This window comes from Mixta theicola (assembly GCF_002895925.1).
Classification (GTDB): domain Bacteria; phylum Pseudomonadota; class Gammaproteobacteria; order Enterobacterales; family Enterobacteriaceae; genus Mixta; species Mixta theicola.
This window is the reverse complement of the sequence record NZ_NWUO01000001.1, coordinates 1-25,806: the sequence shown is the minus strand read 5'-3', so window position 1 is coordinate 25,806 and position 25,806 is coordinate 1. Positions and strand designations below refer to the sequence as shown.

The 25,806-nt window shown below is 50.0% G+C and carries 28 protein-coding genes and 4 pseudogenes; 15 read left to right on the top strand and 17 right to left on the bottom strand.

Annotated elements, in window-relative coordinates; genetic code table 11:
• Positions 1-21: 21 nt before the first annotated feature.
• A complete protein-coding gene (locus COO59_RS00135) occupies positions 22-921 on the bottom strand; it encodes a DMT family transporter (protein ID WP_103057828.1) in 900 nt (299 codons plus the stop codon).
• 201 nt (positions 922-1,122) lie between these two features.
• Here COO59_RS00135 and COO59_RS00130 point away from each other — a divergent pair, with 201 nt between their 5' ends.
• From COO59_RS00130 to COO59_RS00110, 6 genes are all read left to right on the top strand, one after another.
• Positions 1,123-1,836 carry a glutamine amidotransferase gene (locus tag COO59_RS00130; protein WP_103057827.1) on the top strand — a complete coding sequence of 238 codons (714 nt, stop codon included), beginning with the start codon at positions 1,123-1,125 and terminating at the stop codon, positions 1,834-1,836.
• A 120-nt stretch (positions 1,837-1,956) separates the two neighbouring features.
• Positions 1,957-3,477, top strand: coding sequence for an acetaldehyde dehydrogenase ExaC (gene exaC, locus COO59_RS00125; RefSeq protein ID WP_103057826.1), 1,521 nt, complete (start codon positions 1,957-1,959; stop codon positions 3,475-3,477).
• 132 nt (positions 3,478-3,609) lie between these two features.
• A complete protein-coding gene (locus COO59_RS20835; protein ID WP_165786464.1) occupies positions 3,610-3,759 on the top strand; it encodes a hypothetical protein in 150 nt (49 codons plus the stop codon).
• Positions 3,759-4,727, top strand: coding sequence for an XdhC family protein (locus tag COO59_RS00120; protein WP_103057825.1), 969 nt, complete (start codon positions 3,759-3,761; stop codon positions 4,725-4,727). The genes COO59_RS20835 and COO59_RS00120 overlap by 1 nt, the downstream gene beginning before the upstream one ends.
• Before the next feature lie 240 nt (positions 4,728-4,967).
• Positions 4,968-5,615, top strand: a complete 648-nt coding sequence (locus tag COO59_RS00115) for a lysozyme family protein (protein WP_240614056.1) — start codon at positions 4,968-4,970, stop codon at positions 5,613-5,615.
• Positions 5,602-5,955, top strand: coding sequence for a hypothetical protein (locus tag COO59_RS00110; RefSeq protein WP_103057824.1), 354 nt, complete (start codon positions 5,602-5,604; stop codon positions 5,953-5,955). Before COO59_RS00115 ends, COO59_RS00110 begins: the two co-directional genes overlap by 14 nt.
• 54 nt (positions 5,956-6,009) lie before the next feature.
• Here COO59_RS00110 and COO59_RS00105 read toward each other — a convergent pair whose 3' ends face one another.
• On the bottom strand, positions 6,010-6,471 hold the full coding sequence (locus tag COO59_RS00105) for an Hcp family type VI secretion system effector (RefSeq protein ID WP_103057823.1): 462 nt from the start codon (positions 6,469-6,471) through the stop codon (positions 6,010-6,012).
• A gap of 884 nt (positions 6,472-7,355) precedes the next feature.
• On the opposite strand from COO59_RS00105, the gene COO59_RS00100 reads away from it, so the two are divergent.
• Entirely contained in the window at positions 7,356-7,556 is a 201-nt protein-coding gene (locus COO59_RS00100; RefSeq protein ID WP_103057822.1) for a hypothetical protein, read from the top strand.
• A 74-nt stretch (positions 7,557-7,630) separates the two neighbouring features.
• On the opposite strand, the gene COO59_RS00095 is transcribed toward COO59_RS00100, so the two are convergent.
• The 10 genes and pseudogenes from COO59_RS00095 to pdxR form a co-directional block, all read right to left on the bottom strand.
• Positions 7,631-9,187, bottom strand: coding sequence for a methyl-accepting chemotaxis protein (locus COO59_RS00095; RefSeq protein ID WP_103057821.1), 1,557 nt, complete (start codon positions 9,185-9,187; stop codon positions 7,631-7,633).
• Positions 9,188-9,499: 312 nt separating this feature from the next.
• A pseudogene (locus tag COO59_RS21095) lies at positions 9,500-9,672 on the bottom strand (hypothetical protein); the annotation flags it as partial.
• 128 nt (positions 9,673-9,800) lie between these two features.
• Positions 9,801-10,721, bottom strand: a complete 921-nt coding sequence (locus COO59_RS00090; RefSeq protein WP_103057820.1) for an efflux RND transporter periplasmic adaptor subunit — start codon at positions 10,719-10,721, stop codon at positions 9,801-9,803.
• Positions 10,722-10,728: 7 nt separating this feature from the next.
• Positions 10,729-10,941: a DUF1656 domain-containing protein gene (locus COO59_RS00085; RefSeq protein WP_103057819.1), complete on the bottom strand. Its 213-nt coding sequence runs from the start codon at positions 10,939-10,941 to the stop codon at positions 10,729-10,731.
• A gap of 1 nt (position 10,942) precedes the next feature.
• Positions 10,943-11,203, bottom strand: a complete 261-nt coding sequence (locus tag COO59_RS21090) for a hypothetical protein (protein ID WP_240614055.1) — start codon at positions 11,201-11,203, stop codon at positions 10,943-10,945.
• Entirely contained in the window at positions 11,197-12,492 is a 1,296-nt protein-coding gene (locus tag COO59_RS00080; RefSeq protein WP_276308248.1) for an FUSC family protein, read from the bottom strand. The genes COO59_RS21090 and COO59_RS00080 overlap by 7 nt, the downstream gene beginning before the upstream one ends.
• Entirely contained in the window at positions 12,375-12,824 is a 450-nt protein-coding gene (locus COO59_RS21710) for an FUSC family protein (RefSeq protein WP_276308250.1), read from the bottom strand. Before COO59_RS21710 ends, COO59_RS00080 begins: the two co-directional genes overlap by 118 nt.
• Before the next feature lie 53 nt (positions 12,825-12,877).
• The gene (locus tag COO59_RS00075) at positions 12,878-13,342 is read right to left on the bottom strand and encodes a MarR family winged helix-turn-helix transcriptional regulator (RefSeq protein WP_103057818.1); all 465 of its coding nucleotides are present in this window, start codon (positions 13,340-13,342) and stop codon (positions 12,878-12,880) included.
• Positions 13,343-13,488: 146 nt separating this feature from the next.
• Positions 13,489-13,755 (bottom strand): annotated as a pseudogene (locus COO59_RS21085) (phage integrase central domain-containing protein); the annotation flags it as partial.
• Positions 13,756-13,769: 14 nt separating this feature from the next.
• Positions 13,770-15,161 (bottom strand): MocR-like pyridoxine biosynthesis transcription factor PdxR, encoded by a 1,392-nt coding sequence (gene pdxR / locus COO59_RS00065; protein WP_103057817.1) that lies wholly within the window; start codon positions 15,159-15,161, stop codon positions 13,770-13,772.
• Between the two features lie 224 nt (positions 15,162-15,385).
• On the opposite strand from pdxR, the gene COO59_RS20830 reads away from it, so the two are divergent.
• Genes COO59_RS20830 through COO59_RS00050 form a run of 3 tightly spaced genes read left to right on the top strand, consistent with a single transcriptional unit; the run spans position 15,386 to position 16,710 of the window.
• A complete protein-coding gene (locus tag COO59_RS20830; RefSeq protein ID WP_165786463.1) occupies positions 15,386-15,553 on the top strand; it encodes a hypothetical protein in 168 nt (55 codons plus the stop codon).
• A gap of 55 nt (positions 15,554-15,608) precedes the next feature.
• Positions 15,609-16,220 carry an FMN-dependent NADH-azoreductase gene (locus tag COO59_RS00055; RefSeq protein ID WP_103057815.1) on the top strand — a complete coding sequence of 204 codons (612 nt, stop codon included), beginning with the start codon at positions 15,609-15,611 and terminating at the stop codon, positions 16,218-16,220.
• Between the two features lie 10 nt (positions 16,221-16,230).
• Positions 16,231-16,710: a carboxymuconolactone decarboxylase family protein gene (locus tag COO59_RS00050; protein WP_103057814.1), complete on the top strand. Its 480-nt coding sequence runs from the start codon at positions 16,231-16,233 to the stop codon at positions 16,708-16,710.
• Between the two features lie 299 nt (positions 16,711-17,009).
• On the opposite strand, the gene COO59_RS00045 is transcribed toward COO59_RS00050, so the two are convergent.
• Together COO59_RS00045 and COO59_RS00040 are read right to left on the bottom strand one after the other, a co-directional pair.
• Positions 17,010-17,531 carry a GNAT family N-acetyltransferase gene (locus COO59_RS00045; RefSeq protein WP_103057813.1) on the bottom strand — a complete coding sequence of 174 codons (522 nt, stop codon included), beginning with the start codon at positions 17,529-17,531 and terminating at the stop codon, positions 17,010-17,012.
• Positions 17,532-17,756: 225 nt separating this feature from the next.
• The gene (locus COO59_RS00040; protein WP_103058237.1) at positions 17,757-18,647 is read right to left on the bottom strand and encodes a LysR family transcriptional regulator; all 891 of its coding nucleotides are present in this window, start codon (positions 18,645-18,647) and stop codon (positions 17,757-17,759) included.
• 114 nt (positions 18,648-18,761) lie between these two features.
• Here COO59_RS00040 and COO59_RS00035 point away from each other — a divergent pair, with 114 nt between their 5' ends.
• The 3 genes from COO59_RS00035 to COO59_RS00025 all read left to right on the top strand — a co-directional run bounded on the left by COO59_RS00035 (position 18,762) and on the right by COO59_RS00025 (position 21,467).
• Positions 18,762-19,670 (top strand): alpha/beta hydrolase, encoded by a 909-nt coding sequence (locus COO59_RS00035; protein ID WP_205960837.1) that lies wholly within the window; start codon positions 18,762-18,764, stop codon positions 19,668-19,670.
• 64 nt (positions 19,671-19,734) lie between these two features.
• Positions 19,735-20,490: an SDR family NAD(P)-dependent oxidoreductase gene (locus COO59_RS00030; RefSeq protein ID WP_103057812.1), complete on the top strand. Its 756-nt coding sequence runs from the start codon at positions 19,735-19,737 to the stop codon at positions 20,488-20,490.
• A 38-nt stretch (positions 20,491-20,528) separates the two neighbouring features.
• Positions 20,529-21,467, top strand: a complete 939-nt coding sequence (locus tag COO59_RS00025) for an alpha/beta hydrolase (protein ID WP_103057811.1) — start codon at positions 20,529-20,531, stop codon at positions 21,465-21,467.
• A 222-nt stretch (positions 21,468-21,689) separates the two neighbouring features.
• Here the strand turns inward: COO59_RS00025 and COO59_RS00020 are convergent.
• A pseudogene (locus COO59_RS00020) lies at positions 21,690-21,971 on the bottom strand (site-specific integrase); the annotation flags it as partial.
• A gap of 213 nt (positions 21,972-22,184) precedes the next feature.
• Here COO59_RS00020 and COO59_RS00015 point away from each other — a divergent pair.
• Positions 22,185-22,526: a DHCW motif cupin fold protein gene (locus tag COO59_RS00015; RefSeq protein WP_103057810.1), complete on the top strand. Its 342-nt coding sequence runs from the start codon at positions 22,185-22,187 to the stop codon at positions 22,524-22,526.
• A gap of 89 nt (positions 22,527-22,615) precedes the next feature.
• Here the strand turns inward: COO59_RS00015 and COO59_RS21080 are convergent.
• Positions 22,616-22,978: pseudogene (locus COO59_RS21080) on the bottom strand (tyrosine-type recombinase/integrase); the annotation flags it as partial.
• Positions 22,979-23,480: 502 nt separating this feature from the next.
• A complete protein-coding gene (locus COO59_RS00005; protein WP_103058235.1) occupies positions 23,481-25,499 on the bottom strand; it encodes an ATP-binding protein in 2,019 nt (672 codons plus the stop codon).
• Between the two features lie 198 nt (positions 25,500-25,697).
• On the opposite strand from COO59_RS00005, the gene COO59_RS20680 reads away from it, so the two are divergent.
• Positions 25,698-25,806, top strand: a 109-nt coding sequence (locus COO59_RS20680) for a transposase (protein ID WP_133158576.1), incomplete at its 3' end; no start/stop codon positions are given.

The following is a 25,806-nucleotide window of genomic DNA, read 5'->3' as shown; positions in this document are numbered from 1 at the left end:
ATGGATGGGCTTTTTTTCCTGTTACGGCTGGCGTTTACGCCATAGCGGCAAACGGGGGAAGCGGGCGTGCATACGTAAACGACGAATATTGATCACCGCGATAGCGGTGCCGAAAATCACCAGCAGCGAACCGATGATTTTGAACCTATTCATGCTGTCGCCCAGCACCAGCACGCCCATAATTACCGCCAGCACCGGCGTCAGCAGCGAGTAGGGCATGATCAGGTTGACGTTATATTTTTTCAGCAGCGCATACCACAGCGAATAGGCCACTACGGAAGAGGCGATAGCGCTATACAGAATGCCGAACCAGCCACGCCAGGAGGCGTGCAGCAGCGCGTCAATCTGATGCGCTTCGGTCAGCCAGGAGGTAAAGCCCACGACAGGAATCGCCATAAACGACAGCCAGCCGGTCATGGTTAATGGCTTAATCGGCGGCGCCTTTTTTACGATCAGATTGCTGATGGCCCAGCCGCATGCGCTGATCAGGAGCAGCGCCAGTACCCACCAGGTGGGAATCGTCGGGCTGCCGGTTAACACCACCACGCCGCTAAGGGAAATGGCGATGCCGAACAGCTGGATCAGCGTTAGCTTCTCTTTTAATATCACCCACGCCAGCAGCATGGCGATCGGCGTGCCCAGCTGCACCAGTACCGCGGCGGTGCCGGCATCGGTATAGCTTATCCCGACAAACAGCAGCGAAAAGTGCATAAAGCCGAAGGTAAACGCCAGCGCCGCCAGCCAGGGCAGCTGGGCGCGCGTGATGCGGGTAAAGGGGATCAGTACCAGCGCGACCACCACGAAGCGCATAAAGGTCATAAATAACGGCGGCAGATCGAGCAGGCCCCATTTAATGGCCACGTTATTAAACGCCCAGATGGTGACCACCATCAACACCAGCAAAAAATGACGCAGAGCCACAACACCATCCTTAATTATCCGAAATAAAACGTTAACTATCATGACAGGTCTCATCAGCCAGACAAGCGTCAGCGCGGTCGTTTTCTTTGCCTGCTTATTATCAGCCCGCACAGAAGTCTCAGAAAAAGTTATGAGACAGCCCACAACAGAGCTGTAATACTGTACAACCGAAACGCTCCCGTAACAGGAAAAGGATTCGGTATGACGCCCACGCAGTTACCTCTCGCTATTATCCAACTTGAACGTCCTCCCGCGCCGGTGCGCGAACGCATTGGCGAACAGGCGCGCTGGTTTATCGATGCGCTGGACCTCGCGCCACACGACTATATTATCTGCCGCCCCGATCTGGGCGAAACGCTGCCCGATTTTGCTGCCGTCAGCGGCGCTATTCTGAGCGGTTCGTGGGCGATGGTTACCGATCACGCCGAGTGGAGCGAACGCACCGCCGCCTGGCTGCGCGCTGCAATGGAACAGGCGCTGCCGCTGTTTGGCGTCTGTTATGGTCACCAGCTGATGGCCTATGCGCTGGGCGGCGAGGTGGGCGATAATCCGCGCGGCTGGGAGCGGGGAGCGCTACCGATCACATTGCAGCCTGGCCCGCAGTCCGATCCGCTGCTGCAGGCGCTGCCTTCAACGTTTCCGGTCTGGCTGTCTCATCGTCAGACGGTGCTGGCGCCACCGCCCGGTGCGCGCGTACTGGCCCGTTCCGCCACCGATGATTGCCAGATTATCCGCTACGGGCCGCATGCGCTGTCGGTGCAGTTTCATCCGGAATTCGATGCGCAAATTATGCTGGCCTGCCTGCCGGAGGGGGTGAATTTTAATCCTGCCGCCCAGCCAGCCACCGATAATCCGCGCCTGATTTTACAGCGTTTCTGGCAAAGCCTGCGCCAGCGTGAGCAGCTTAGCGCCTGAAACGCTGAATCTTTCCGCCGGGCTCACATTTTTCTCCTGTGGCGACTGACAAAGCTGCCGCATTCGGTCAAGTTAATAAATGGTTATTCATTTGTTATTTAATGCCACAGGAGAATCGGTATGCGTTACGCCTGGCCCGGATATAAAGATTCGCTGATAACGCTGCAGCAGCGTTATGGCAACTACATCAACGGTGAATTCGTTGCGCCGGTTAACGGCGAATATTTCACCAATACATCGCCGGTTGACGGCTCGGTTATCGGCGAATTCCCGCGCTCCGGCCAGCAGGATATTGAAAATGCGCTGGACGCCGCGCATGCCGCCGCCGAACGCTGGGGCAAAACCTCGGTGCAGGTGCGCTCTCAGCTGCTGCTGAAAATCGCTGACCGCCTGGAACAGAACCTGGAACGTATCGCGGTACACGAAACCTGGGACAACGGCAAACCGGTCCGCGAGACGCTGGCGGCGGATCTGCCGCTGGCGGTGGATCATTTCCGCTATTTTGCCGGCTGTATCCGCGCGCAGGAGGGCACGGCGGCGGAAATCGATGAGCATACCGCCGCTTACCATATTCACGAGCCGCTGGGCGTGGTCGGGCAGATCATCCCGTGGAATTTCCCGCTGCTGATGGCGGCCTGGAAGCTGGCGCCCGCGCTGGCGGCCGGTAACTGCGTGGTGCTGAAGCCTGCCGAGCAGACGCCGCTCTCTATTACTCTGTTTGCCGAGCTGGTGGGCGACCTGTTGCCTGCGGGCGTGCTGAACGTGGTGCATGGTTTTGGCCGCGAGGCGGGCGAAGCGCTGGCGGGCAACCCGCGTATCGCCAAAATCGCCTTTACCGGCTCAACCGCTACCGGTACTCATATTCTGGAGCTGGCGGCGAAAAACCTGATCCCTTCGACCGTTGAGCTGGGCGGTAAATCTCCTAACATCTTCTTTGAAGATATTATGCAGGCCGAGCCTTCTTTTATTGAGAAAGCGGCGGAAGGCGTGGTGCTGGGCTTCCTGAATCAGGGAGAAGTGTGTACCTGTCCATCACGCGCGCTGATTCAGGAATCGATTTACGAACCGTTTATCGCGGCGGTAATGGCGCGGATTAAAACCATCCGACGTGGCGATCCGCTTGATACCGAGACGATGATCGGCGCGCAGGCCTCGCAGCAGCAGTTTGATAAAATCCTCTCTTACCTGGATATTGCGCAAAAAGAGGGCGCGGAGATCCTGACCGGCGGCGGCATTGAGCCAACCGAAGGCCAGCTGCAAAGCGGCTACTATATTCAGCCAACGCTGCTGAAGGGCAGCAACAGCATGCGGGTGTTCCAGGAAGAGATCTTCGGTCCGGTAGTGGGCATTACCACTTTTAAAGATGAGGCGGAAGCAATCGCCATCGCTAACGATTCGATTTACGGCCTCGGCGCTGGCGTCTGGACGCGTGATATTAACCGCGCATGGCGCGTAGGGCGGGCGATCAAGGCGGGGCGCGTCTGGACCAACTGCTATCATCTCTATCCGGCGCACGCGGCGTTCGGCGGCTATAAAAAATCGGGTATTGGCCGCGAAACCCATAAAATGATGCTCGATCATTATCAGCAGACCAAGAACCTGCTGGTCAGCTATAGCATCGATCCGCTCGGCTTTTTCTGACGTCATTTCCTCCTTTCAGGGGCGTTGATCGCCCCTTTTTTCTTCTCTTTATGCTGATTTGTCGCCAGCGTGACGGATCCCTGTCGTCTGACGTTCTATGCTTAACTTTTATCGAAACGTAACGGGACGCTTATGACCGTTGGAATTCTGCTGCTGGCAGCAGGGGAAAGTACGCGCTATCGCGCCGCTTGCGGCCGTCACAAGCTGCTGGAACCGGTGGAAGGCGAACCGATGCTGGTGCGCGATGTCGATCTGCCGTCAATGCTGTCAGGAGAGAAATAATGCACTCACTCGATCAACAGGTTATCGACCGCGCGCTACAGTGGCATCAGCAGGGAGAATGCGTCTGGCTCTGCACCGTATTGCACAGCTGGGGATCGGCACCGCGAGCGCCTGGTGCGCTGCTGGTGGCGAATCAGCAAGGGAATTTTTGCGGATCGCTTTCCGGCGGCTGTATTGAAGAGGATTTTCTTACCCGCTTACAGCAGGGGAGCTTTAACGCCGCCAGCCAGCTGGTGCGCTACGGCGATGGCGGGCTGGCGACTTCTACCCGGCTGCCGTGCGGTGGGGTACTGGACGTGCTGATTGAACGGCTGCCGCCGGACGCGGCCAGCCTGAGCCATCTTCAGCGCCTGCAGCAGGCGCTGGCGGGCGGCGATCGCCTGCGCAAGCAGATTGTAATGGGACAGGCCGCGCAGCTGGAAACCGATACCAATCGCGTGCCGCGCGCGCTGTGCTATGACCACGACAGCGTTTCGCTATCGGTGGGTAGCGTGCCAACGCTGCTGCTGGCGGGTTATTCAGCGGTGGCCGGTGAATGTTTGCGTCTGGCGCTGATGCTGGGTATGCAGGCGATCGTGTGTGAGCATCGGGAGCCTTTCTGGCAGCAGCTGCAGGAGAATCATTCACCACAGCCGCATTTGCGCTGCATCAGCCAGCATCCCGCGCGCTATCTGGAGCTGCATGGCGCAACGGATCAAACGGCGGTGATCTGCGCCACGCACGATCCGCGCGTGGACGATCTGGCGCTGCTGGAAGCGATGAATACTCCGGCCTTTTACCTGGGCGCAATGGGCTCCGCCAGTAATAGCCGACAGCGGCTGGCGCGTCTGCGCCGCATCGGCGAGCTGGATGAAACCGATTTACAACGTATCCATGCGCCGATTGGCCTGCCTATCGGCAGTAAAACGCCGATGGAAATCGCGCTGGCGATCATGGCGGATATTGTGCGCGTTAAAAACGGGCGCTGATTAACAGAAGTAATATATTTAGCGTGAGCTTTCGTTCCATTGGCCCGTGCGCCGGGAAACGCTGCGCTTAGCTTGCCGGTGAAGGTTCTGTTCCGGAAAGCGCAGCCAGCGCCACAGGGTAGAGAGACTTACGCCGTGACGGATAACTGAGCAGGACTACTCTACTCAGTTCCCAAAAAGTAGACTCATAAAAAACCATAAGTAAAATATGACAAATTTAACCAAAAGGATGACGGAAAAATGCTGGAGCCTATTGAAGGGATATTAACTTTCAGATCTGAAGGTAATAATTTAAAATCAAGCAGAGATTATTCAAGAAAAATACACTGGCCTGGAAATTCTTCAGCATGCGGTAAAAACAATTCTGGGGTAACAATTGGCCGGAGGTTCGATCTTGGAGACAGGTCAAAAATAAGCGCATTAATTAGTCTGAAAAAATCAGGAATAAAAAAAGAAAAGGCTGCGGCAATCGCAAATGGAGCAAGAATAAAAGGATGCTCCGCTTATAATTTTTTCATTATGAACAGAGATCTAATTGGTGAGATAACAGAGCAGCAGCAATTAAACCTATTTATCCTGACCTACGACGAGATAAAAAAGGATGTTGAGAGGATATGCAAAGATGATTTTACTATCAAAAAGTATCATCCCGACCCAAATATATCAGCATCTTTAGCATGGAATAACATTCCGGGCAAAATAAAAGAAGTCCTTGTTGATTTGCGTTACTGGGGAGACTATAACCCAAAGAGCAGAGTATGCTTACAACGAATGGCATACGCAGGTGATTTAAAGGGGTTTGGAAGTGTAATTGCAGATAGATCAATTTGGCCGTCTGTGCCTAACGACAGATTTAAACGAAGAGTTGACTTCTATGAAAGTAATTAAAATTATCTTTTTCATTTTCATCTATTCTTTTAATGCTAATGCTGCATTTACCGAGACAGAAATTAATCAATTAGATGAAATTAATAAAAAATCGATAGAAAAATCAGAAAATTCGAAGCATATATTAGAGGTTGCAATAAAAAAGACAATAGAACACTTACCAAAAGAAAGAGAAAGGATACTGGATTTAGAAAAATCATGGAATATAACCATTAAGAAAAAATGCAAAGTGATGATATTTAGCTCACTGAACACTGATGCGGAAACTGCGGAGGAGAATTCATGCTTATCATCTGAATATCTTTCGGCAGCGAATTTTTTTGAAAACCTGAACTATTAATAAAATGCAGGTGCCTAACGATAAAAACAGGCACCTGAATTAATCATCTTTTTTCTAAAAATAAGATGTAGAATCTTTTATGTTCCACCCCATGCGCGTTTCAGCACCTCGCCTGCCGATCGCCGCCTGTTCCCAGTACTGGAACTTTACTTTATCAGCCTGAAACTCATACTCAATGTCGGTCATTGAACCGCTTTCGTTTAGAAGCACTTCCATGACAATGTCATTTTCCAGCGTAATCCGGTAATACTCCACTTGTTCGCCACCCGCTTTACAGGCAGATAACTCAACTTTTTTAATTTTGTTTCCATTTGAAGCAAACAAGAGTGTAGCAGCCGTTGCTTTATCCACCTGACAGTGGACAGTAAGATGGTGGTAATTAGTCATCCCTGTTTCTGAACCTTCTCCTTTCCTGGATACTCCCCATGAATAACTCTCAACATCAGTCCATCCCTGATGAAGAGAGTCTTTCGACTCTCCCATGATCCCATCGATTTTAAGAAATGTACTGTTCATCCTATGCTCCCTAAAATTCCCTGTTTGATCCTGTGTTAGCCAGCAGAATTTACCATAACACGAGTTTGAGGACCAAGGATGTTAAAAACCATACTAAGTGCGTAGTTTACTGTTTTTCTCATTTAATTAATGAGTAACCCCGGTTCGATCCAGGTAAATAATGTACTGATTTCATTTTTAATTATTATTTTCCATGCATAACCTGCCTCATTGCAGTAGTTAACTCCAGTGGTATTCCTACGTTAATTTATAAGTTTATTAATTTCGCTATCATTTAGCTCATGATAGTTATCAGGCTGCTTTATAGCGAGGTGTAAACCATATTTAAATACTTTATCAAGATCAAGTTTCTGATAGCTAATTCTGATTATTTTATATTAATTTATTGCGTTTTTTCGTTTTTTAAACAGAAATAAGTATTCCTTGATATGCCTGTTTTCTCTGCCACCGTTTTAAATGATTGCCACAGGTGGATTACTAAATGGTGAACGTGTTCCCCCGAAATCGTACTGGTTATGGATGTTGCCAGATGGATCCACCTAACAAGCCATAACTCTCTGGAGACCAAACTGGCGAAGTGCCAAAAGGAGAGGATCCACCGGGTACACAGGTAACAGAGATAAGGGACGGAACCCAGGAGAACCAAAAGTTTCTCGACGGAATGTGAGTAGGTCGTTCCGCAAGTCCGGTTCTGAAAAGGGGGCCTGCCCGGATAACTGAGCAGGACTACTCCACTCAGTTCCCTTATCACGCGGTACAGACGCGGACACGCCGGGAAAACAATAAGGGAAATATCGGAAAAAAGGGCTATTTCCTCTGGCAATCTGGCGTAGCGGCTCAATGTTACTATGATGAAAAGGATGCATTTTCACCGGAGAGAACTGATGTCAGTAAGCCACAGCCTGTTTGACGATCGCGATGAAACGCTCGATGCCCTTGAGGAAAGCCTGATTGCAGTGAACCTGCCGGGACGACAAATGCTTCATCTGACTGAGAAGGAACGTTTTCCTGTGCTGACGAGCGAACATTCCGGCGCGTTGCGCGATCCGCTTTATGACAGCGACGAGCGGGTATTCTGGCGCTAAACCCCGCTGCGCCCCGAAGTCATTCCAGATATTTGGCTCAGGAAAGACGACGCCGCGCCTTTCCTGCCGTTTCATCACACCGCTGCGGTTTTGAAAATCGCCACGCTGCGGCTGAGGTGGGAGGCCTGATCTTCCAGCGACGCGGCAGCGGCAGCCGCCTGTTCAACCAGCGCGGCGTTCTGCTGCGTAACTTCATCCATCTGCGTGACCGCCTGGCCCACGTGTTCAATACCGTTCGCCTGCTCATCGGAAGCGTTAGAGATTTCAGTCATAATCTCTGAAACGCGCTGAATAGAGGTGACGATATCTTTCATCGTCGTGCCGGCAGCGGCCACCAGCGAGGTGCCTTCCGTAACGCGTTCTGAGGATTGATGGATCAGCTGCTTGATCTCTTTCGCCGCCGTTGCGCTGCGCTGCGCCAGCGCACGCACTTCGCTGGCAACCACCGCAAAGCCGCGTCCCTGTTCACCCGCACGGGCGGCTTCTACCGCCGCGTTCAGCGCCAGAATATTGGTCTGGAAAGCGATGCCTTCAATGGTGCTGATAATATCCACGATATGCTGCGAGCTTTCCGCAATTGCCGACATGGTCGTGACTACCTGATCCACTACGTTGCCGCCGCGCAGCGCCACCTGCGATGCATCGCTGGCCAGCGTGCTGGCGTGCTGGGCGTTAGAGGTGTTCTGCCGCACCGTGGCGGTCAGCTGCTCCATACTGGCCGATGTTTCTTCCAGCGAGGCCGCCTGCTGCTCGGTACGGCTGGAGAGATCGATATTGCCGGTCGCCACTTCTTTCGCCGCGCTGTCGATAGAAGAGGCCGCGTTCTGAATATCAGAAACTACGCGGGTTAGCTGTGTCTGCATAGACGCCAGCGCGGTTAGCAGCGTTCCGGTTTCATCACGAGAGTCTGCCACCAGTCGGGTAGTCAGGTCGCCGGTCGCAATAGCCTGCGCGGCGCTGACCGCACGCTGTAACGGAAGGGTGATCGCGCGCGTCAGCACATAACCCAGCGCCACCGCGATAATTAAACCGAACAGCGAACCAAAGATCAGCGTCAGCGTAGTTTGTGACGTGGTTGACGCGACGGCAATCTGACGTGCCGCCAGCAGCGCCTGTTCTGTGGTCGACATTTCATCAATGATGGCGCGCATATTATCCATCCGCTTTTTGCCGGGGTTCGCTTCAAACGCGTCGATAAATGCCTGTTCCGTTAACGTACCGGCGTTGGCGGCGCGGCGGTTTTCCATCAGGCGCGCAGCAAAATCGGTGTTCCACGCTTTCTCAAGCTGCAACAGACGATCCAGCCGATCCTGCTGGGCGGGGTTATCCGACGTCAGCTTTTTCGCCAGTTCCAGATGCTGTAAAAACGTTTTTTGCCCGGAAATATAAGGCTGTAGCATTTCTTCTTTGCCGTTAAGCGCGTAGCCGCGCAGACCGGTTTCCATATTGACCAGGCTCGCAACCAGGCCACGGCTTTCATCAATTACTTGATAGGTGTGCACGTTCCAGCTATTCGTCGTTACGATGCGCGAAAAATTCAGGTAGAAAGAAGCGCAGATAATTAACATCACTGCGACTACCGCCCCGAAAGCCAGAATAAACTTTCGCTTGATCGTTAAATTTTTAAACATGTGTCATTACCCGCGTGTTGTGGACGATCCCGTTAAGTTTCCGGGGACATCTGAATATCGGCGGCAACAGGGAAACGTTTAGCTGAAAACATAAGGAAAAGTTGAGCTTCACGCAGAAACAAAGCGATAGCGGCCAGATCGATAAGGCGATTTGAACATTTCCGCTTGTCGTTATATGAATATGATGATCGGCAGCAGGGTTATCCCGGCCTGACCGTGGATCGCCTGATGCGGCTGCGTTGTTACAATATCAACGGAATACGAGGGCGTACTAAACCTGCCGGATGCAGCTGGTTAGCATACATCAGCATTTTAGCCATACCGGCGGTTCCAACAAGTTGCGCCACGCTGTCTGCTATATTGCCGGATGACGGATACTGGCACACCATCGCAACTATCCGCAAAATACCCGGCGTCCACGGAACGTCTTTGTAGTCATCGCGTAGGGCAATATCTGGGCGATCGCGGCGTAGCAGTCTGCTGGATCCGACCTGGGCGAATTACGGATCTTTGAGGTTGCTGAGGATGGGTGGTCTGATACGCGCGCTTTGACGCCCCTCCTTAACTGCGGCAACCTTTGCCCATAAGCCACTGATACTCTTTATCAGACCTGCTACGGCAGATGCGTAAAACTGGATGGAATAATCGCTTTCGCGCCCGCATTTTCATTTTCCAGGCTTACAGTTGCCGTGCGGCCTGCAATCAGTTGTACGCCATCTGGCACTTTATCAATCGCAATTCGTACAGGAATACGCTGCGCCAGGCGGATCCAGCTAAAGGTTGGATTCACGTTAGCGAGCAGATTGCCTGCGGCGGTAGTGCGTTCGCTGTCGTTGATACCTGCAGATAATCCGTCAACATGACCGTAAAGAGGCTGGTTTTCACCCATTATACGGATAATGACTTGGTCGCCATTTTGAATATGCCCCAGTTTGGTCTCTTCAAAATAGCCCGCAATATAGAAACTGTGAGAGTCCACCAGAGCCATGACCGGCTGACCGGCGCTGGCATAGGCCCCCGGACGTAATGAAAAATTGGTGATTACGCCGTCCACTGGTGCGAACAGATCGGCGCGCTGCAGATTTATCCGGGCCAGTTCACGATCGGCTAACGCCTGATCCAGATTCGCTTTAGCCAGCAATTGCGCGTCATGGTGATTATCGCGCTCCTGCTGAGAGATGGCGGACTGCAGCGTCTGGTAGCGCTGGTTTTCACGACGCGATGAGCTCAACTGGACGCTGGCTTGCTCAACGGTCGCCTCGGCCTGGGCCAGGGCATTGCGCAGGCGAACCTTATCAAGGCTAAGCAGTAGCTGTCCTTTACGCACCACCTGATTATCGTGAATATAGACCTCGTCTACTCTGCCGGAAACATCTGTTGCCAGCGGCACGACATCGGCGCTTATTTTGCCATCACGGGTTTGCGGCGCGTAGGTGTAATAGTGATAGAGCTGCCAGAGCACGACAATGGCAGCCAGTACGGCAATAAGCGTCAGCAGCGGGCGCAGAAGGGTGAAGCTAAATCGTTGGAGCATGCTATCCTCACGGCGTGGTTAATAATTTCAGACCATAGAAAATAAGTCCGGTCAGTATCAGAAACAGGGCAGTATCAAAAAGCGGACGCTGAGCGATCAGACGATAGACACCGGCCGCGTTGAGCAGTGCGGAGAGCATCATGCGCAGGAAAAAGGCGCAGACAAGACATAGCAGCAGCGGCGAAATAAAAATGCCGTCAATATTAATCTCACCAATCATATTAAGGTTTCCAGTGCCAGGCCTGAGGGAAATGTAATAACCGTAGCCGGGTTAACGGACGCAACAGCCGGGGATCGCTTCGCTCCCATGCATATTCCAGACTGGCATCCAGTTGCGTTAGCAGCGTTCCGGGGATTTCTTCGGTGAGCGATAACTGGCGAAAAGTTGCCAGCAGCCCGAATACCGGCGACGCATCAGGGCAGGTGGTTACAGCCTGTTGCAGCAGGATCAGATTGATGCCGGTTTTGAGCCGGGTCAGCAATAGCGGGCTACGATCTTCCTGCCCGATGGCGCTGAAACGGCTACCCAGCGCCGTAATGCGCTCCAGTGCGCGCGCTGATAGCGCTCCAGGTCTCTGGTGGAGAGGTGCCGGTTCAGAGACATCATCTCTTGCGCATCCTTACGGATCAGCCTTGCCACGGCAAGTTCAGTTCCCCAGCGGCGATAGAGCGCTGCGGATAAAAACGCGCAGTAAACGCCAACCAGCGTACCGGATGTGCTTTCCAGATACTGGCCCATATTGTTTGGCGCATAGTGACCCTGAAAGTTGACGTTGCTGAGCGCCAGGGCAATCGCGAGGGTTGCCAGGGGATTACTGGCAGCCCACACCCCTAACGGCAGCAGGAAAATGCCCATCACCACCAGGAAACTGCCGTAATCTCCGGCCATCGGCAACAGCAGATAACTCAGGACCGCGCCAAGCGCCATCGCAATGAAAGCAAATCGGCCGAAGGAGGCGATCGTTTTGCCTGGATTATCACCGTGACCAAAAAAAGCGATAGCAACGATCCCCATCAGAACCATGTTGGCGCCCTGTGACCAGCCGGTCAGATACCATACTCCGCACAGCAGGGTATAGGTCGTCAGGATGCTGGCAAACATTCGCAGCGCCATACCGGTATCCGCCGGGAGAGAAAACACACGGCTACGCTTCATTCGGGAATATAAGTGCTCCGGCAGTGGCTTACCCTCCAGGAAGGTCTTTAATTGCCGAACCTGCGCCCAGAGTGCCAGCCAGCGTCTGACTTGTTCCACCAGTTCATCAACGAGCAGCTTCTCCCAGGGATGAAGCTGTCCTTGCGTGGGCAGATGAGCCAGCGTCGCGACAAAGGACGGCTTCGGCAATTGAGCCTGCCGCTGGATTTCCGCCAGCCACGGGGTAAGCACGGTACGTAAATTTTCCGGCAGAGCGTTAATACTGCTGTCAATCGATGACAGCAACGGCACCATCTTCACAACGCGCTGCTGTATTGCACTGGCGGCCTGTCGGGTAGATTTTTCAACTGAGCTGTCGTATCCCAGCGTCGTCATCAGCTGATTAAAGGAGGCGATATCGCTAAGTAACCTGATGCGATCGGCTTGTGTAGTGGCATCCGCAGATTTGCCATTCAGACTCTCATTCTGCCAGCGTTCCAGATCCGACAGCCAGCCATTCAGACGCTTGTGCAATACCGGCGCCAGCGACGACGGGAACAGTACGCTGTCAACCAGCGTGACCGCCAGGATCCCCAGACAGATCTCTGTAACGCGGGTAACGACCATGGTGAACATCGTATCCGGCCGTTGATATAAGCGATCGCCACTAACATCATGGTTATGGCGCCCAGCTGGAAAAAATAAGCGCGCGGAGTTCTGTCAAGATAAGAGATCCCGAGCATCAGCGAAGAGGACAACCCGGCAACGATAATCAGTAGCTGGGGCGTGTTGCTCAGAAATGCTGATATTGTCAGCGTTAGCACTCCCGCAAATAGCGTTCCGCAGAAGCGATAGGTTGCTCTGGCGCGTACTGCTCCGCTGACCGGATTGCTGAGTACGCAGCAGGTTACCATTGCCCAGTAGGGGTTTTGCAGACCGATATTTTCCGCAAGGGCGAAGGCCAGCATGGCAGAAATAAATAGCTTTACTGCGTACAGCAGCTGCGGTTTACCAACAGGGATCATGATTTATGGTTAGCCTGTTGCAGGTACTGACAGGCGCGCTCTTCGAACAGACGTAAAATCCGCGTGGCGGTTTCGATCTCTTCCAGCGGAACATCGTGCATTAGCTCAAGCCGTAGCTTGTTCGCCGCAGTTTCAATTTTTTCCGCCAGCTCTGCGCCCGCAGGCAACGTTCGCAGAACTTTAAAGCGCCGATCGTTTGACTGCTCCTGGCGTTCTAATAAACCTAACTCAGATGCCTGATCCAGCAGGCGCACCAGGGCGCCCGGATTCACGCCCACTTCTTCCGCCAGGTCTCGCTGATTAATACCCTGTGGATTGCGGTGTACCAATACCACAACGGTAGCCAGCGACATGGAAATACCCGACCTGGCGAGCACCATCGTTGCGGCCTGCTTCCAGACGCGGCGAACCGGCTGTAAGGCGTTGGTGAGGGCATACAGGGATTTTTCTTTGGATGACATAAAACACCTCGATACAGGGTGCGCATAGGTTAAATGGCAACAATTGCTTTAGCAATTAATATTTATATCAACGTCATCCCTGTTTGCCGCGCTTACCTGAAGCGGTTCGAGACGACGGGCGATCAGCACGGCACTGTCGCCTTTTGCCCGCGTTTAGCGGTTTCCTGAACTATTTTTAGCATGTGATGCGGGGTGATCTCGCTGATGGGAAGTTTTCCGCTGGAGGGAAAGACTACAGGCTCCAGCATATCAAGTCGGCGTATTGTAGTGATTTCCGCCCGGACTTTTATCTGTAACCATTTTTTGGCGATAAGCTCAAAGGTGTTGGATGCAACTTTGATTTTGCGGGTTTTATCTAACTGACGCGCCTGGGTCGGGTTTGCCCCAACAGCGACTGGCTTACGCGCCTGCTCACTAATGCAAACTATTATTTAAAAAGCACGAGTGTTTCCTGCAAAGGTTTTTTCAACAACGTCATAGCATGTGCTTCAGAGCGGATATTGGTATATCCCAAAATTAACCCGTAACGTTTCTGTGTCTGGCTGTACCAGCTGGAAAGCGGAAACACCTGTAAATTATGTGCCTGCCAGATAGTCGCGATCTGCACATCCTGCGTGCCTTTGCGGAGAAAAGCCACTATATGCATGCCGCCTTCGGTAAGCTCATAGTAAAAAATCTCTGAATAAAGTGCATTTAGCGCGTTGAGCATTATTTCCCGTCGCTGCTGATAAAGACTACGCATCCTTTTTATATGTTTAAAAAAGTGTCCTTCACTGAGAAACATACTGAGAATTTTTTGAGGCAACAATGGCTGGCCGGTCTCCATAATTTCACCAATTTCATTAAATTGCTGGATGGTTTCCGGTGGCATAACAATGTAACCAATACGCAGCGCGGGCATAATGGTTTTACTGAATGTGCCGACATATATCACACGTTCATTGGTATCAAGGCTTTTCAATGCCGGGATAACTTTACGTGTGTAATGAAACTCTCCGTCATAATCATCCTCCACAATCCATCCCTGATTTTCGCGGGCCCACTCGAGCAGTTCATGTTTACGCGGTAAAGAGAGTGAGACGGCCAGCGGGCTCTGGTGCGTGGGGGTGACGATGACAAAGCGCGCATCAGGGTGATGCTTCTTAAAATAATCAGTATCCAGTCCCTGTTGATTGACAGGAGAGTAATGCAGATTGGGGGCAATGCGTTTCAGCAGCTTCTGGCCAAAAAAATAACCCGGATCCTCCATCACCACTTTATCTGTATGCTGCGCAAGCGCCTGCAGGATCAAGCGAATATTAGTGCGGTATCCATTAGTCACAAATATTTGCTCAGGAGTGCAGTTTATTCCCCGTGAAATTTGCAGATAGCCTGCCAGCGCTTGCCGCAACGGGGCATAACCCATCAGAGGCTGGCTGGTCATCTCTTCCGGGCGCAGTGAGCGAGCCGCTTTTCCGGAGAGTAATAGCCATTTTTTAAAGGGGAATTCATCAAGTGCTGGAATGCCCAGCCTAAGATCCCCGTTGCCGTCCCGCAGGGAGGTGATCATGCTGAGACCCGCATCCGCCGCTTTTGCTTCAACAGGTGGAGTGACAGGCTTAATCTTTAAATCCGGGTTAACCAGCGTTCCTTTTGCCCCCTGACTGACAATGTAACCTTCACCTGTAAGTATGGCGTAAGCAGCTTCAACCGTTTTTCTGGCAACCTTTAACTCTTCCGCCAGCACCCGGATAGCCGGGAGCTTATCACCTGGCTTAAGCAGCCCGGTGACAATCAGCTGGCGATACTGCTCATAAATGCCTTTATAGCCCATCTGGATGTCCTACCTTTATTTGCGTTTTTTGTATCTTTTTTATATGCCATAGCGGGTTATTATCTCGGCACCAGATCATGGTGCCCTGTTTCAACAGCATAATGCCCTGGTAAAGACTTTACCTGGCCAGGATACAGAACAGGGTGCATCAGAGAGTAAATAATATGGCTGCCCTGACTGATATTACGCATTTTGAAACGGAGAGAGAACTTCGTACGTGCTTCCCGCTCATGAATATTTTACGCCGACAGCTGACATCAGAAACGGAGTTTATCCAGCAGATTAAGCGTCAGCAAATTCAGGGCTACCATCTGGTTGGCTTAGAGCAGGAAGGGAAGCCGATAGTGCTGGCAGGATACCGTGAATTAGAAAATTTTATCAACGTACCGGCTACATAGCGTCAGGTATGCATTTTTATCAGCGCATAAAATAAACGGTGTGGAGACTAAACTTATGAAGTTATTACATATCAAAGTCAGCCCTAATATAACGGGATCTTCGTCGCGGGCCGTGTCGAATATACTGGCCGAAAAGTTAAAAAACCATTATTCAGGTCTTGTAGAGACAGTTCTGGATTTATCGGAAACGCCTCTGCCACATCTGGACGCATTCACTATTGGTTCATTCTTTACCATGCCTGAAAATCGCACTTCTGAGCAGTGTGCTGCTATTGAGCGATCTGAAGAAATGGTTAATTTACTGCTTGAGAATGATCTTATTATTATCTCGTCACCTATGTGGAACCTGGGTTTGCCATCCGTGCTTAAAGCCTGGTTTGATCACATTACACGTGCCGGACGCACGTTTGGTTTCACTGATGAAGGAACTAAATTTGGGCTGGTCACCGGGAAAAAAGTTTACGTCGTGGTTGCAAGCGGAAGCATGTTCACCAATGGTCCCTTTATGAATGACGATCAGTTCTCGCCATATATCAAAACGGCACTGGCCTATGTCGGGATTACAGACGTGCAGTTTATTCGTATAGACGGAACGCACGATCCGCGTAGCCGGGAAACAGCATTACCAGACGCTATTAAATTTGTTAACCAACTTGTAATTAACTGAGGGAAATATTATGAGCGCTCGTGTAAATCATTTCAAAACGGTTCCTGCGCTGATTAAAACACTCACCAGTATGACAATGGCATCTCACGCCACGTCTATTGATCTGACTATCAAAGATTTAATTGATATTCGTGCTTCACAAATGAATGGCTGTGCCTTCTGCCTGGATATGCATGTTAAACAGGCAAAAAATAATGGTGAGCGTGAACTGCGTATTTATCATCTCCCAATCTGGCGCGAATCGCCTTTATTTACCGCCAAAGAAAAAGCAGCGCTGGCGCTGACGGAAGCGCTGACCCGCGTTACTGAACATGGCGTAACGGAAGAAATTTACCGTTCAACACAGGAACATTTCTCTGAAGCGGAAATTTCAGAGCTGACCTTTGCCATTGCTCTTATCAACAGCTGGAACAGGATGCAGCTTCTTTCACAAATGGAGCCGGGTGCGCTGGATAGTGCATATGGACTTGAGCGTGCCAATCTGAAATAAATTTCAGGCCCGTCAATCAGGTTGACGGGCATCTATGTGTAATGTTTCGGGCTGATTGAGCTACAGCCAGTTTATTAACGCAACGGAATATTAGTGAGTCTGCTTCCGGCACGAAGCCGTCAGTAATTAAGAGATTTAAAGTCAGCTATGAGCAAAAGCGGACGTTCCTCTTTTTGCAGCAAAGCAAAAAGAGTGTCTAAATCTAATGCGGCAATTCGATTGTTCACCAATAAGGACTTAGTCAGTCTAAAGCTATCTTCGCTAGTGGCAGGCTGATATTCACCAATACGGATAAGGAGTTAACGGCGTATAAGCAATCGCACCCGCTTACCACGATAGTTAACATACTTTTGAAGCTGGAAACCAAAACGCTCAGCTAGATAATTTGAACGTTTGTTTTCTTCATCAATAATACAGCACACTGGAGAGGAAAATGTCTGGTCGGCCCATAGTAAAATTGCGGTCAGTGCTTCAGATGCATAACCTTTGCCACGTACTTCAGGAATCAACGTCCATCCAGCTTCAGGGTATTCCAGTGCAGGCGTAATATCACGATGCGCATCCTGAAAGCCAAAAGAACCAGCGTAACGGTTTGTTGATTTTTCAAACACTGCCCAGTAGCCATAACCTAACGCCTGCCAGTGCCCGATATAACGTAATAAGCGGGTCCAAACCATTTCTGCCGTTGGATTTTCCCCGCCATTAATTTTAGCCATTTCAGGGGTAGCCCAGCATGCCTTGAGTGCAGGAAAATCATCCAGCGTAAATTGCTTTAAAATCAGGCGTTCTGTTTCAAGTTGAGGCGCTTGCTGTGTAGCCATTATTTCCCCTTATCCTGGCTTCATAATTTGGCTAATTTACCACCATGCACGGATCTTTTTCCACCAAATCAACATAACGGTAACAATGTCCGCTCCAGGCTAAATTAAGATGTCCGTCACGTAGACTTACCATCGAAGGATTTTGATGACGGCTCATGCAGCGTAGTTTTTCACTTTGGACGAAGTTAACCGACTCAAAATCATTCAGGATGTTAGATTGTGCGCTCAGTCATTATGTCTGAGCGCTTCCAGGATGACATTAAAGGCAGCCGAAGATTTCAGCCGACTGGTGTAATAGAGATAATATCCCGGGAAGGTAATGGTGAAGTCGTCCAGAGCGGTAATCAGTCGGCCAGAGGCGATATCATCCTTCACTAACGCATGCGGGACGTAAGCCAGCCCGTAGCCGTCGAGACAGGCCTGATGAACCTGATTGATGCCGTTTACGATAACCTGTCCCTGAATACGCAGCTTTTGCTCCTGCCCGTTAATTACAAACGTCCAGGATAAATTCTGCCCATGGGTTGGTAACTGTAAATTGATACAAGGTAGCGCCAGCAATTCCGCGGGAGTTGTCGGTAGATCCTTTTTTTGCAGACAATGAGGCGAGACAACGACAACCATACGGTGTTCCGCACTGATCGGAATGGCCACCATATCCAGGGCAATCAGGCCACCTCGCCTTACGCCGGCATCAAAGCGCTCCTTAGCGATATCAACCAGGCCATAATCCGTGATGAGTTCCAGGTGAATGTCAGGATAGTTCTTCAGAACCGGCGCTAATTTCGGCCACAGAACCTGCTGGATGGCATATTCATCGGCAGAAATACGCACCCTACCCGCCGGTTTATCCCGCAGGTCTGATAGCTGCTCCAGTCCAGTTGAGATATCTTCGAGTGCCGGGCCGATAAGTTTTGCCAGGCGTTCCCCCGCTTCTGTCAGCGTCAGGCTTCGGGTTGTGCGGTTCAGCAATTTCAGCTGCAGACGTGCTTCGAGATTACTGATGGTCTGGCTTACCGCAGACTGAGTTGTTCCCGCTTTCACGGCAGCCCGCGTGAAACTCCCTTCCTGAATCACCGTCATGAATGTAATGAGATCGTTGAGATTCTCTTTCATCATATTAATAAGCCATGCTAATAACTGTCATCAGATTATCCCTGCTAATCAAAAATGCCGTCCACTCATATCATCACTTCACCGTCACACAGGTCTCATCTTCGGGAGAAGAAAATGATGAAATCCATTCGCTTTACCAATGCAGAAATCAGTATGTCCGGGAATCTGTTCCTCCCGGAGAATTTCAGTGAAGCAGAACGCTACCCCGCGATTGTCGTCGTTCACCCGAGCGGCGGCGTTAAAGAACAAACTTCAGGCCTCTATGCTGAAAAACTGGCGGGTCATGGTTTTATAACCCTGGCCTATGATGCTTCGTATCAGGGGGAAAGCAGCGGTGAACCTCGCCAGCTCGAAAATCCTTATAACCGGGTAGAGGACATCAGTGCGGCTGTTGATTATCTGATCGCACAGAACTGCATTGATGAGCAGCGAATTGGTGTTCTGGGCATCTGTGCGGGAGGAGGCTACGCCGTTCACGCAACCATGATGGATCGCCGGATTAAAGCGCTCGGTACCGTCAGCGCCGTTAACTATGGTGATATGTATCGTCTGGGCTGGGAAGGCGATCTGCAGCCTTCATCGTCCCTTGAACTCCTCGGGATGGCTGCAGATCAACGCACTGCTGAGGCCAGAGGAGCTGTCACTGGCTATCTGCCAACGACACCGAACTCAATGGAAGAGGCGCCAAACAGGGATTTTGCCGAAGCCTATGAATATTACCGTACGCCACGGGCGATGCATCGTAATGCCTCCAGTAAATTCACCACCCGCAGCCTGGCGCAGCTTATTACCTACGATGCCTTCAGTCATGCAGACGTTTTTCTGACTCAGCCAGTTCTGGTCATTGCGGGTAGCGAGGCGGGAACGCGCTGGATGACTGAAGCGATTTATCAGCGTGCCGCCAGTCAGAAAAAGTCAATTCATATTGTTAATGGTGCCACCCATATCGCCATGTATGACAAGCCTGACTACGTGACGGAAGCGACAGAGAAGTTTGCTTCCTTCTTTTCAGAAAACCTGTAATGCCGTCCATTGCCCGCCGGACCCCCCCCCCGGTTCGGGCAGAAACTGACCAGAGAACACTATCATGAAATACACTCTTATCACCGGAGCAAGCTCAGGGATCGGCAAAGCCCTTAGCTATCAGTTCGCATCCCGGGGCCAAAATCTCATTATCACCGCCCGTCGTCAGGACGAACTGCACAGGCTCCGGGAGGACATCGAAGAAAAATATGCTGTACAGGTAATCGCAGAACCCTGCGACCTGGCACAGGAAGGCCAGGCGGAAAACCTGTATCACCAGCTTGCTGATTATGATCTCTCTGTCCTGATTAACAATGCCGGTTTTGGCGATTTCTCCATGCCCTGGGATATGGATTTAACCAAAGCAACCCGGATGCTGGATTTGAATATTAAGGCCCTGACCACGCTCTCCCTGCTGTACACCAGGGATTATGCCGATCGGGAGGCTACGCTGATCAACGTAGCTTCTGTCGGCGGTTATTCGGTATTTGATATTGCCGTCACTTATTGCGCGACCAAGTTCTTTGTCGCGGCGTTTACTGAGGGGCTTGCTCAGAATCTGCAGGATCAGGGCAAAAAAATGCGGGCCAAAGTGATAGCCCCGGGTCCTACGCAGAGTGAATTTGTCGCCCGCTCTTCCGACAATGGTGGGATCAATGGTGATGGTCTGTTCGCTGAGGATTCATTTATTACCGCAGATACACTGGCAAATTACACATGGCAACTGTATGACAGCGACAGTACGGTGGCCATCGTCAATGCCGACCGCCGCCTGATGCTTAAGTCACCTGTCTATCCGTATATCAGAGTCCCGCACTGATGCGCAGGGCATCTCAATACGCTTGAGGAGTTCACACTATGTCTCATGAACAATCCGTTACCTTCAGGAATAACACCTGGCAGGTCGCTGCCACAATCCGCTTTCCTGACGGATTCGATGCAAACCAGAAATACCCGGCCATCGTCTGTGCTCATCCTATCAGCAGTTGTAAAGAACAGACATCAGGCGCAGTCTACGGTCAGAAACTGGCCGAAGCGGGTTTCATTACTCTGGCATTCGATGCTTCCACCCAGGGTGAAAGTGGCGGCGAGCCACGCTTTAGCGAAAATCCGTCAACCCGCGTGGAAGATTTCCGCTGTGCAATCGACTACCTCGTAACCTTATCTTATGTGGATGAGGAGCGCATCGGTGTATTGGGGGTCTGTGGCGGAGGGGGATATGCCGTCAGCGCCGCAACAACGGACCACCGCTTCCGGGCGGTGGCAACAGTGGTCGCGGCCAACTACGGACGCATCATGCGTGAAGGTGATTCGGGCCCTGATGCCGCACTCAGGACGATCGAAGCGCTTGGCAGACAGCGAACAGCTGAGGCCCGGGGAGCCGCTCCACTCGTGGTGGGTTACATTCCGGCCAACGCTGAGGAACTGGCCAAATCGGGCATTAAGGATATCGATATCATTGAGGCGGTAGATTATTACACCACTCCCCGTGGCCAACAGCCTGGCTCACCCAACAAGCTGCGCTTTACCAGCACCGCTCCCGTATTAAACTGGGATGCTTTTGCCTTTACGGAGAAATTGCTGATACAACCTCTGCATATTGTTATTGGCGATGTCCCTGGTGGTTTTGGTTCATATCGCGACGGTTATGAACTTTACCAGCGAGCCCGCTCTGCTGAGAAGACGCTACAGGTGGTCAAAGGGGCTTCCCACTATGATCTGTATGATCGTCCGGAAGCAACGGGTCAAGCGCTGGAACAGATTATTCCTTTCTTTAATAAGCATTTAGGCTCGTAAGTGGTTTAGCCTTTTGTTAATTCCCTTTCAGGCCCCAGGTCATAAAAGTCATGGCCTGGTTTTTTAAATTTGTCTCCTCCTGCCGCCTGCAAGCGGGAAAATAGTCAGCGATAGTCTCAGGAAAATAATCCGGGTGGTTAGTGCTCACTGTAGAGAATAACCAATGTTATTCGCAATATTTCACGGATACCCCATTAAAAAGTTTTTCGTAGTTCATCCTACATCTCTTGTTCCCTTAGTCAGTTCAAACTGAACAGGGCTACCCGTTTTTTGCTGCAGCACTGTCGCTCTGCCCGAAACAGAGTGTCCATAGGCCACATCGGAAACTTTCAGCTTTACCAGAGCACAGCCCCGAAGTTTACTGTCCAGCGCCATGTTAAACAGAGCCAAATCGCGTACTTTTCCTTCCAGCTCAAGCCGGTTACGAATTCCCCATATATGAGAAATCTGAAGCGGTCGTTTCTGGCCAATAATACGGCTTTTGTTCCAGGAGGATGTTGTCATGTTCAATCTCCAGTGATTCAGGAGATGTGATTATGATTGTCTCATATGAGCGAAGAGCGGAAGTTCACATTGACAGTCTGTGTGTATCGGTACGAACAGCTTTAACAGTCTTTAATCAGTAGTTATTCTGACTGACATGAGTATCAAATTATAAAAATCGTTAAGCGTTCAAATCTGAACGTCAGAATTCTTATTCACACAGAGAGCAACAGAATGAAGATGGACGCATTTGCTTTTGGCACAACGAACTGGAATGAAGTCGAAAGAACAGAGCATCCCGGAGAAACAGGCATCGCCTACTGGCGTACACAGAGCTTTGGTAGCGAGCCCAACCAAATTCGTGTACGTATGGTTGAGTATACTCCTGGCTACCTTGCGGATCATTGGTGTCAAAAAGGACATATCCTTTTCTGCATGGAAGGCGAGTTAGAAACAATGCTCGAAGATGGACGAGAATTCGTCTTGAAGGCAGGAATGAGTTATCAGGTTGGCGATAACGCTGAGCAACATCAGTCAAGAACAACTACAGGGGCAAAACTTTTTATAGTTGACTAAATTGCTTGCAAACCGATCACGCTAAGTCCGCGTCTGGCACGAAGCGGACTGCCAAAGATGCTCAGGCTTAGACGAGTTGAGTTGTGGTTCGATTCAGGTCGATATCCCATCTCGTTTAATCGTGTGCTGCCAGTGGTTCTGGTTGCATGCGGGCTAAAAGCTCCGCTCCAGCCAGGACTTTTAAGTAACAGGCGTAACGAGTAAGAAATTATCGGGCCACGCGGATTATCCCTGCCCGGAAAGAGATGCCGCCGGTGCCCGGTTAGTCCCTGGCGGGTTCTGAGCATTTTGACGGTCTGGGAGGGAAGGGGAATGTTATGCTCTCAATGGGCTTTCATTCGTGCCGCTGGAATTACCCACAACGCTTTATCAAGATCGGTTTCGGCCCGTTTCGCTTCGATGGCTTCGGCAGAGCGAGCCAGCGTCCGCCACATCAGACACATGCAAAAGTTAATTGACCTGTTTACGGGCGACGATATAAAAAAATCCACGCAAGGGCGTGGATTTTATAAGGTTTGTTAGGCTTCGTGAGATGCGCTGCGATCCCACAAGTCAACCAAAGCGATTAGACGTTAAACCATGATTTACCACTCAATGCATTGATTTAATTGTTTTATTTAAATTTGTTTTTTATTTGTACTCAGATTTGTACTCATTTTCATGTCGATTCATATTGGCAATGTGCAGTACGGATGTTCTACTTCTAGTATCGGTACAAGCTCAACTCCTTGAAGAGAGTGTAACGTTAGTTCCTGTATAAAGTGCACATTCAGTAACTTCCTAACCATTCATGAGATTTTTAGCGCACCCTGCCGCTGCCAAGTGCGCCGTTAGTTCGGTCTTTTACTCGATTTGTTTTAGCACGAATGATTCTAATGAATCGCTCAAGATTTCAAGAACGCCAGAGAGAGGAGACCAGCACACAATTTTGCCGTTCCCGTTGTTAACTTCCCTCTAAACTGAAGGTAATCCTAGTTTATCAAAGAATGCACGATTACGTTCTTTCGCTGATTTCACTAGTTGATCGAAACTAATCACTTCTATGTAAGAATGTGCAGGTTCATTGTAACCAAAATAGCCCATGCCGTCGGAGGTGATACGCAAATTAGCCCTTCGGCACCGGCGATGCATTGTCTTAGTTAAGTCACAAAGCACATAACAATAGCCTGGGATATCCTTGCCTCCGGGAATAGGGCGTCCTGACTTAGTTTTTACACCTCCCTCACGAATTCTTTCTAAATAGCCTAAGGCCTGATCAATCGGGTCTTTATCTTCTCCTTCTTGCATATCGTTACGCATTGGTCTTTTAATCTCAACAACTGTAATGGAAGCAAGATAGGGTGTGTTTTGGTCATTTACCAAAAGAGGGTTATCAAAAAGTCTAAGGCTGAGTATATCCGGTTCTTTTGTTGACTCTGCTCCAGTAATTGGCATTGATAGCAGAGTTTTATCTGAAGCTAAATAGTTATGAAATGCCAAACGTTCGTCAATCAGCCATAAGTTACAAGCTTCAAGAAAAACTTCATTAGAATCTTTTCGCATGGGCATTATCAATTCATGGATCATATCTTCACGAGCATATTTTCCGTCTTCAAGTCTTTCGATCGATTTTTGCAATAAATCAATGATTACTTTGCGGTGAGAGACGTAATTGGCTAGATCTGATTTTTTAAGGTCTTCAGCTTTGCTAAGGTATTCATTCAGCCTTTCTTTATATTCCTCTACCTGCTCTTTGTTCTGAGGTTTTAAGATGTCATGACCTTCGTTTACCAACTGCCTTTCTACTTCATACCACTGTGAGTGCAAATGTAACTCTAATTCTTTATCTGATTTTTCTGGGTCCACGATCAGTAGCTCTTCCGGCACATGATTTACGATTGGACGATAGCGCGGCGCATGATTGTTAATGAAATCGTCAACACGTTTGCGGCCGGCAGAAGTAGTTTCTGCTAGTACATCCTGAAGATAGAATTTAGTACGAGCTAACACAGCTTCGCGGATGTCTTTTAGACTGACTTCATTGAGCATGTCTTCAACATCTTCAGCAATATCAAACGATGTTCGTTCACTACGAACGTGCTGATTAAGATATTCAGAAGATACATAGCATGTATAAGTAAACTCACCAGAATTGTCCGAGATTTTTCCGTATAAACCGGGGATTTTACCTTGTATTGATTCTTCTTTAACCAATCTATTTGCGGCGCAAAGTGCCAGTTGATGCTTTTTATTCACCGAAGCACGAAATTTAATATGGGTAAGATCAAACTGGCATTCACGAATTGTAATTGTTTCAATGAATGCACTCGCATGCATATGTCCTTCAAGTAAACTATCTAGATCAAAAGTTTCGTCAGAATCTTCAAGGATTATATTTGGAGCACTGCCTTGTCGTACGAAATACCAAAGCACATGCTCCAGTAATTGGTTAGCTATTGAATGACCTTTTGAAGGAACTTGCTTTCTAAAACTTTCATCAAAATCAATCAACCTGATGACGGTGCCGGGATTCGAAGATGTTGGATCTAAGATCTTTTCGCCATGGACACCTGATTTGCCATCGAAACGAAACAAGCGTTTTTTCAACTCGCCATCAGAATCGAAAAAGTGGCTTTCCACTTCGACCTGCTTAAACACCTTAAGCCACATCAGGCGACCCACACCACGGCATCCTTTGTCAATTTTATGGTCCGAATCAAGGGTTTCAAAGGACTTAAAGTTGTCGTCATTAAACCCACAGCCATTATCTATGATAGTAAAGCCGACGATTGCTGACTGAGATTTTGCATCAAAATCCAGATTGCCTTGAGTTGCACGATTGACTTGGAGAACAATCCGCCCTTCAGCGGCGCCATTCATCTCTTCAATGGAATGGATGGAGTTGACTACCGCCTCGAAAACAGGCATCAGGCCGTGGCTTTTAGGCAAAAAAGTGTTGCGTAAACGTCCTCTCAGATTTGTTTGCAAGCTCACAGCGCAATCTCTCATTTTTATCATTGATGCTAAAAAATCTAACTGACACGATGTTATGAGGCAATACATCACTGAAAAATTAATGTTTAGCATTAGGAGTGATCACAAAGGAATTTGTTCTTCTTGTGTAGTGGTTTACTGAATTTGGCCACCTGAACAGAGGTGATATGCTCACCTCAAAACAATACAGGTGCCCCAATGAAAAGAAGAAATTTCAGTCCTGAATTCAAACGCGAATCCGCTCAGCTGGTTGTTGATCAAAATTACACCGTCTCTGACGCTGCTAAGGCTATGGATGTTGGTCTTT

Excerpts from the sequence above, each read along its gene's own strand:
- COO59_RS20830 (WP_165786463.1), top strand. The coding sequence starts at position 15,386 with ATGAATATTTTACGCCGACAGCTGACATCAGAAACGGAGTTTATCCAG.
- COO59_RS00095 (WP_103057821.1), bottom strand. The coding sequence starts at position 9,187 with ATGTTTAAAAATTTAACGATCAAGCGAAAGTTTATTCTGGCTTTCGGG.
- COO59_RS00025 (WP_103057811.1), top strand. The coding sequence starts at position 20,529 with ATGTCTCATGAACAATCCGTTACCTTCAGGAATAACACCTGGCAGGTC.
- COO59_RS00030 (WP_103057812.1), top strand. The coding sequence starts at position 19,735 with ATGAAATACACTCTTATCACCGGAGCAAGCTCAGGGATCGGCAAAGCC.
- COO59_RS00100 (WP_103057822.1), top strand. The coding sequence starts at position 7,356 with ATGTCAGTAAGCCACAGCCTGTTTGACGATCGCGATGAAACGCTCGAT.
- COO59_RS00110 (WP_103057824.1), top strand. The coding sequence starts at position 5,602 with ATGAAAGTAATTAAAATTATCTTTTTCATTTTCATCTATTCTTTTAAT.
- COO59_RS00120 (WP_103057825.1), top strand. The coding sequence starts at position 3,759 with ATGCACTCACTCGATCAACAGGTTATCGACCGCGCGCTACAGTGGCAT.
- COO59_RS00115 (WP_240614056.1), top strand. The coding sequence starts at position 4,968 with ATGCTGGAGCCTATTGAAGGGATATTAACTTTCAGATCTGAAGGTAAT.
- COO59_RS00055 (WP_103057815.1), top strand. The coding sequence starts at position 15,609 with ATGAAGTTATTACATATCAAAGTCAGCCCTAATATAACGGGATCTTCG.
- COO59_RS00085 (WP_103057819.1), bottom strand. The coding sequence starts at position 10,941 with ATGATTGGTGAGATTAATATTGACGGCATTTTTATTTCGCCGCTGCTG.
- COO59_RS00015 (WP_103057810.1), top strand. The coding sequence starts at position 22,185 with ATGAAGATGGACGCATTTGCTTTTGGCACAACGAACTGGAATGAAGTC.
- exaC (WP_103057826.1), top strand. The coding sequence starts at position 1,957 with ATGCGTTACGCCTGGCCCGGATATAAAGATTCGCTGATAACGCTGCAG.
- COO59_RS00045 (WP_103057813.1), bottom strand. The coding sequence starts at position 17,531 with ATGGCTACACAGCAAGCGCCTCAACTTGAAACAGAACGCCTGATTTTA.
- COO59_RS00040 (WP_103058237.1), bottom strand. The coding sequence starts at position 18,647 with ATGAAAGAGAATCTCAACGATCTCATTACATTCATGACGGTGATTCAG.
- COO59_RS20835 (WP_165786464.1), top strand. The coding sequence starts at position 3,610 with ATGACCGTTGGAATTCTGCTGCTGGCAGCAGGGGAAAGTACGCGCTAT.
- COO59_RS00105 (WP_103057823.1), bottom strand. The coding sequence starts at position 6,471 with ATGAACAGTACATTTCTTAAAATCGATGGGATCATGGGAGAGTCGAAA.
- COO59_RS21710 (WP_276308250.1), bottom strand. The coding sequence starts at position 12,824 with ATGCTGGCCTTCGCCCTTGCGGAAAATATCGGTCTGCAAAACCCCTAC.
- COO59_RS00090 (WP_103057820.1), bottom strand. The coding sequence starts at position 10,721 with ATGCTCCAACGATTTAGCTTCACCCTTCTGCGCCCGCTGCTGACGCTT.
- COO59_RS00035 (WP_205960837.1), top strand. The coding sequence starts at position 18,762 with ATGATGAAATCCATTCGCTTTACCAATGCAGAAATCAGTATGTCCGGG.
- COO59_RS00050 (WP_103057814.1), top strand. The coding sequence starts at position 16,231 with ATGAGCGCTCGTGTAAATCATTTCAAAACGGTTCCTGCGCTGATTAAA.
- COO59_RS00130 (WP_103057827.1), top strand. The coding sequence starts at position 1,123 with ATGACGCCCACGCAGTTACCTCTCGCTATTATCCAACTTGAACGTCCT.
- COO59_RS00075 (WP_103057818.1), bottom strand. The coding sequence starts at position 13,342 with ATGTCATCCAAAGAAAAATCCCTGTATGCCCTCACCAACGCCTTACAG.
- COO59_RS00080 (WP_276308248.1), bottom strand. The coding sequence starts at position 12,492 with ATGTTCACCATGGTCGTTACCCGCGTTACAGAGATCTGTCTGGGGATC.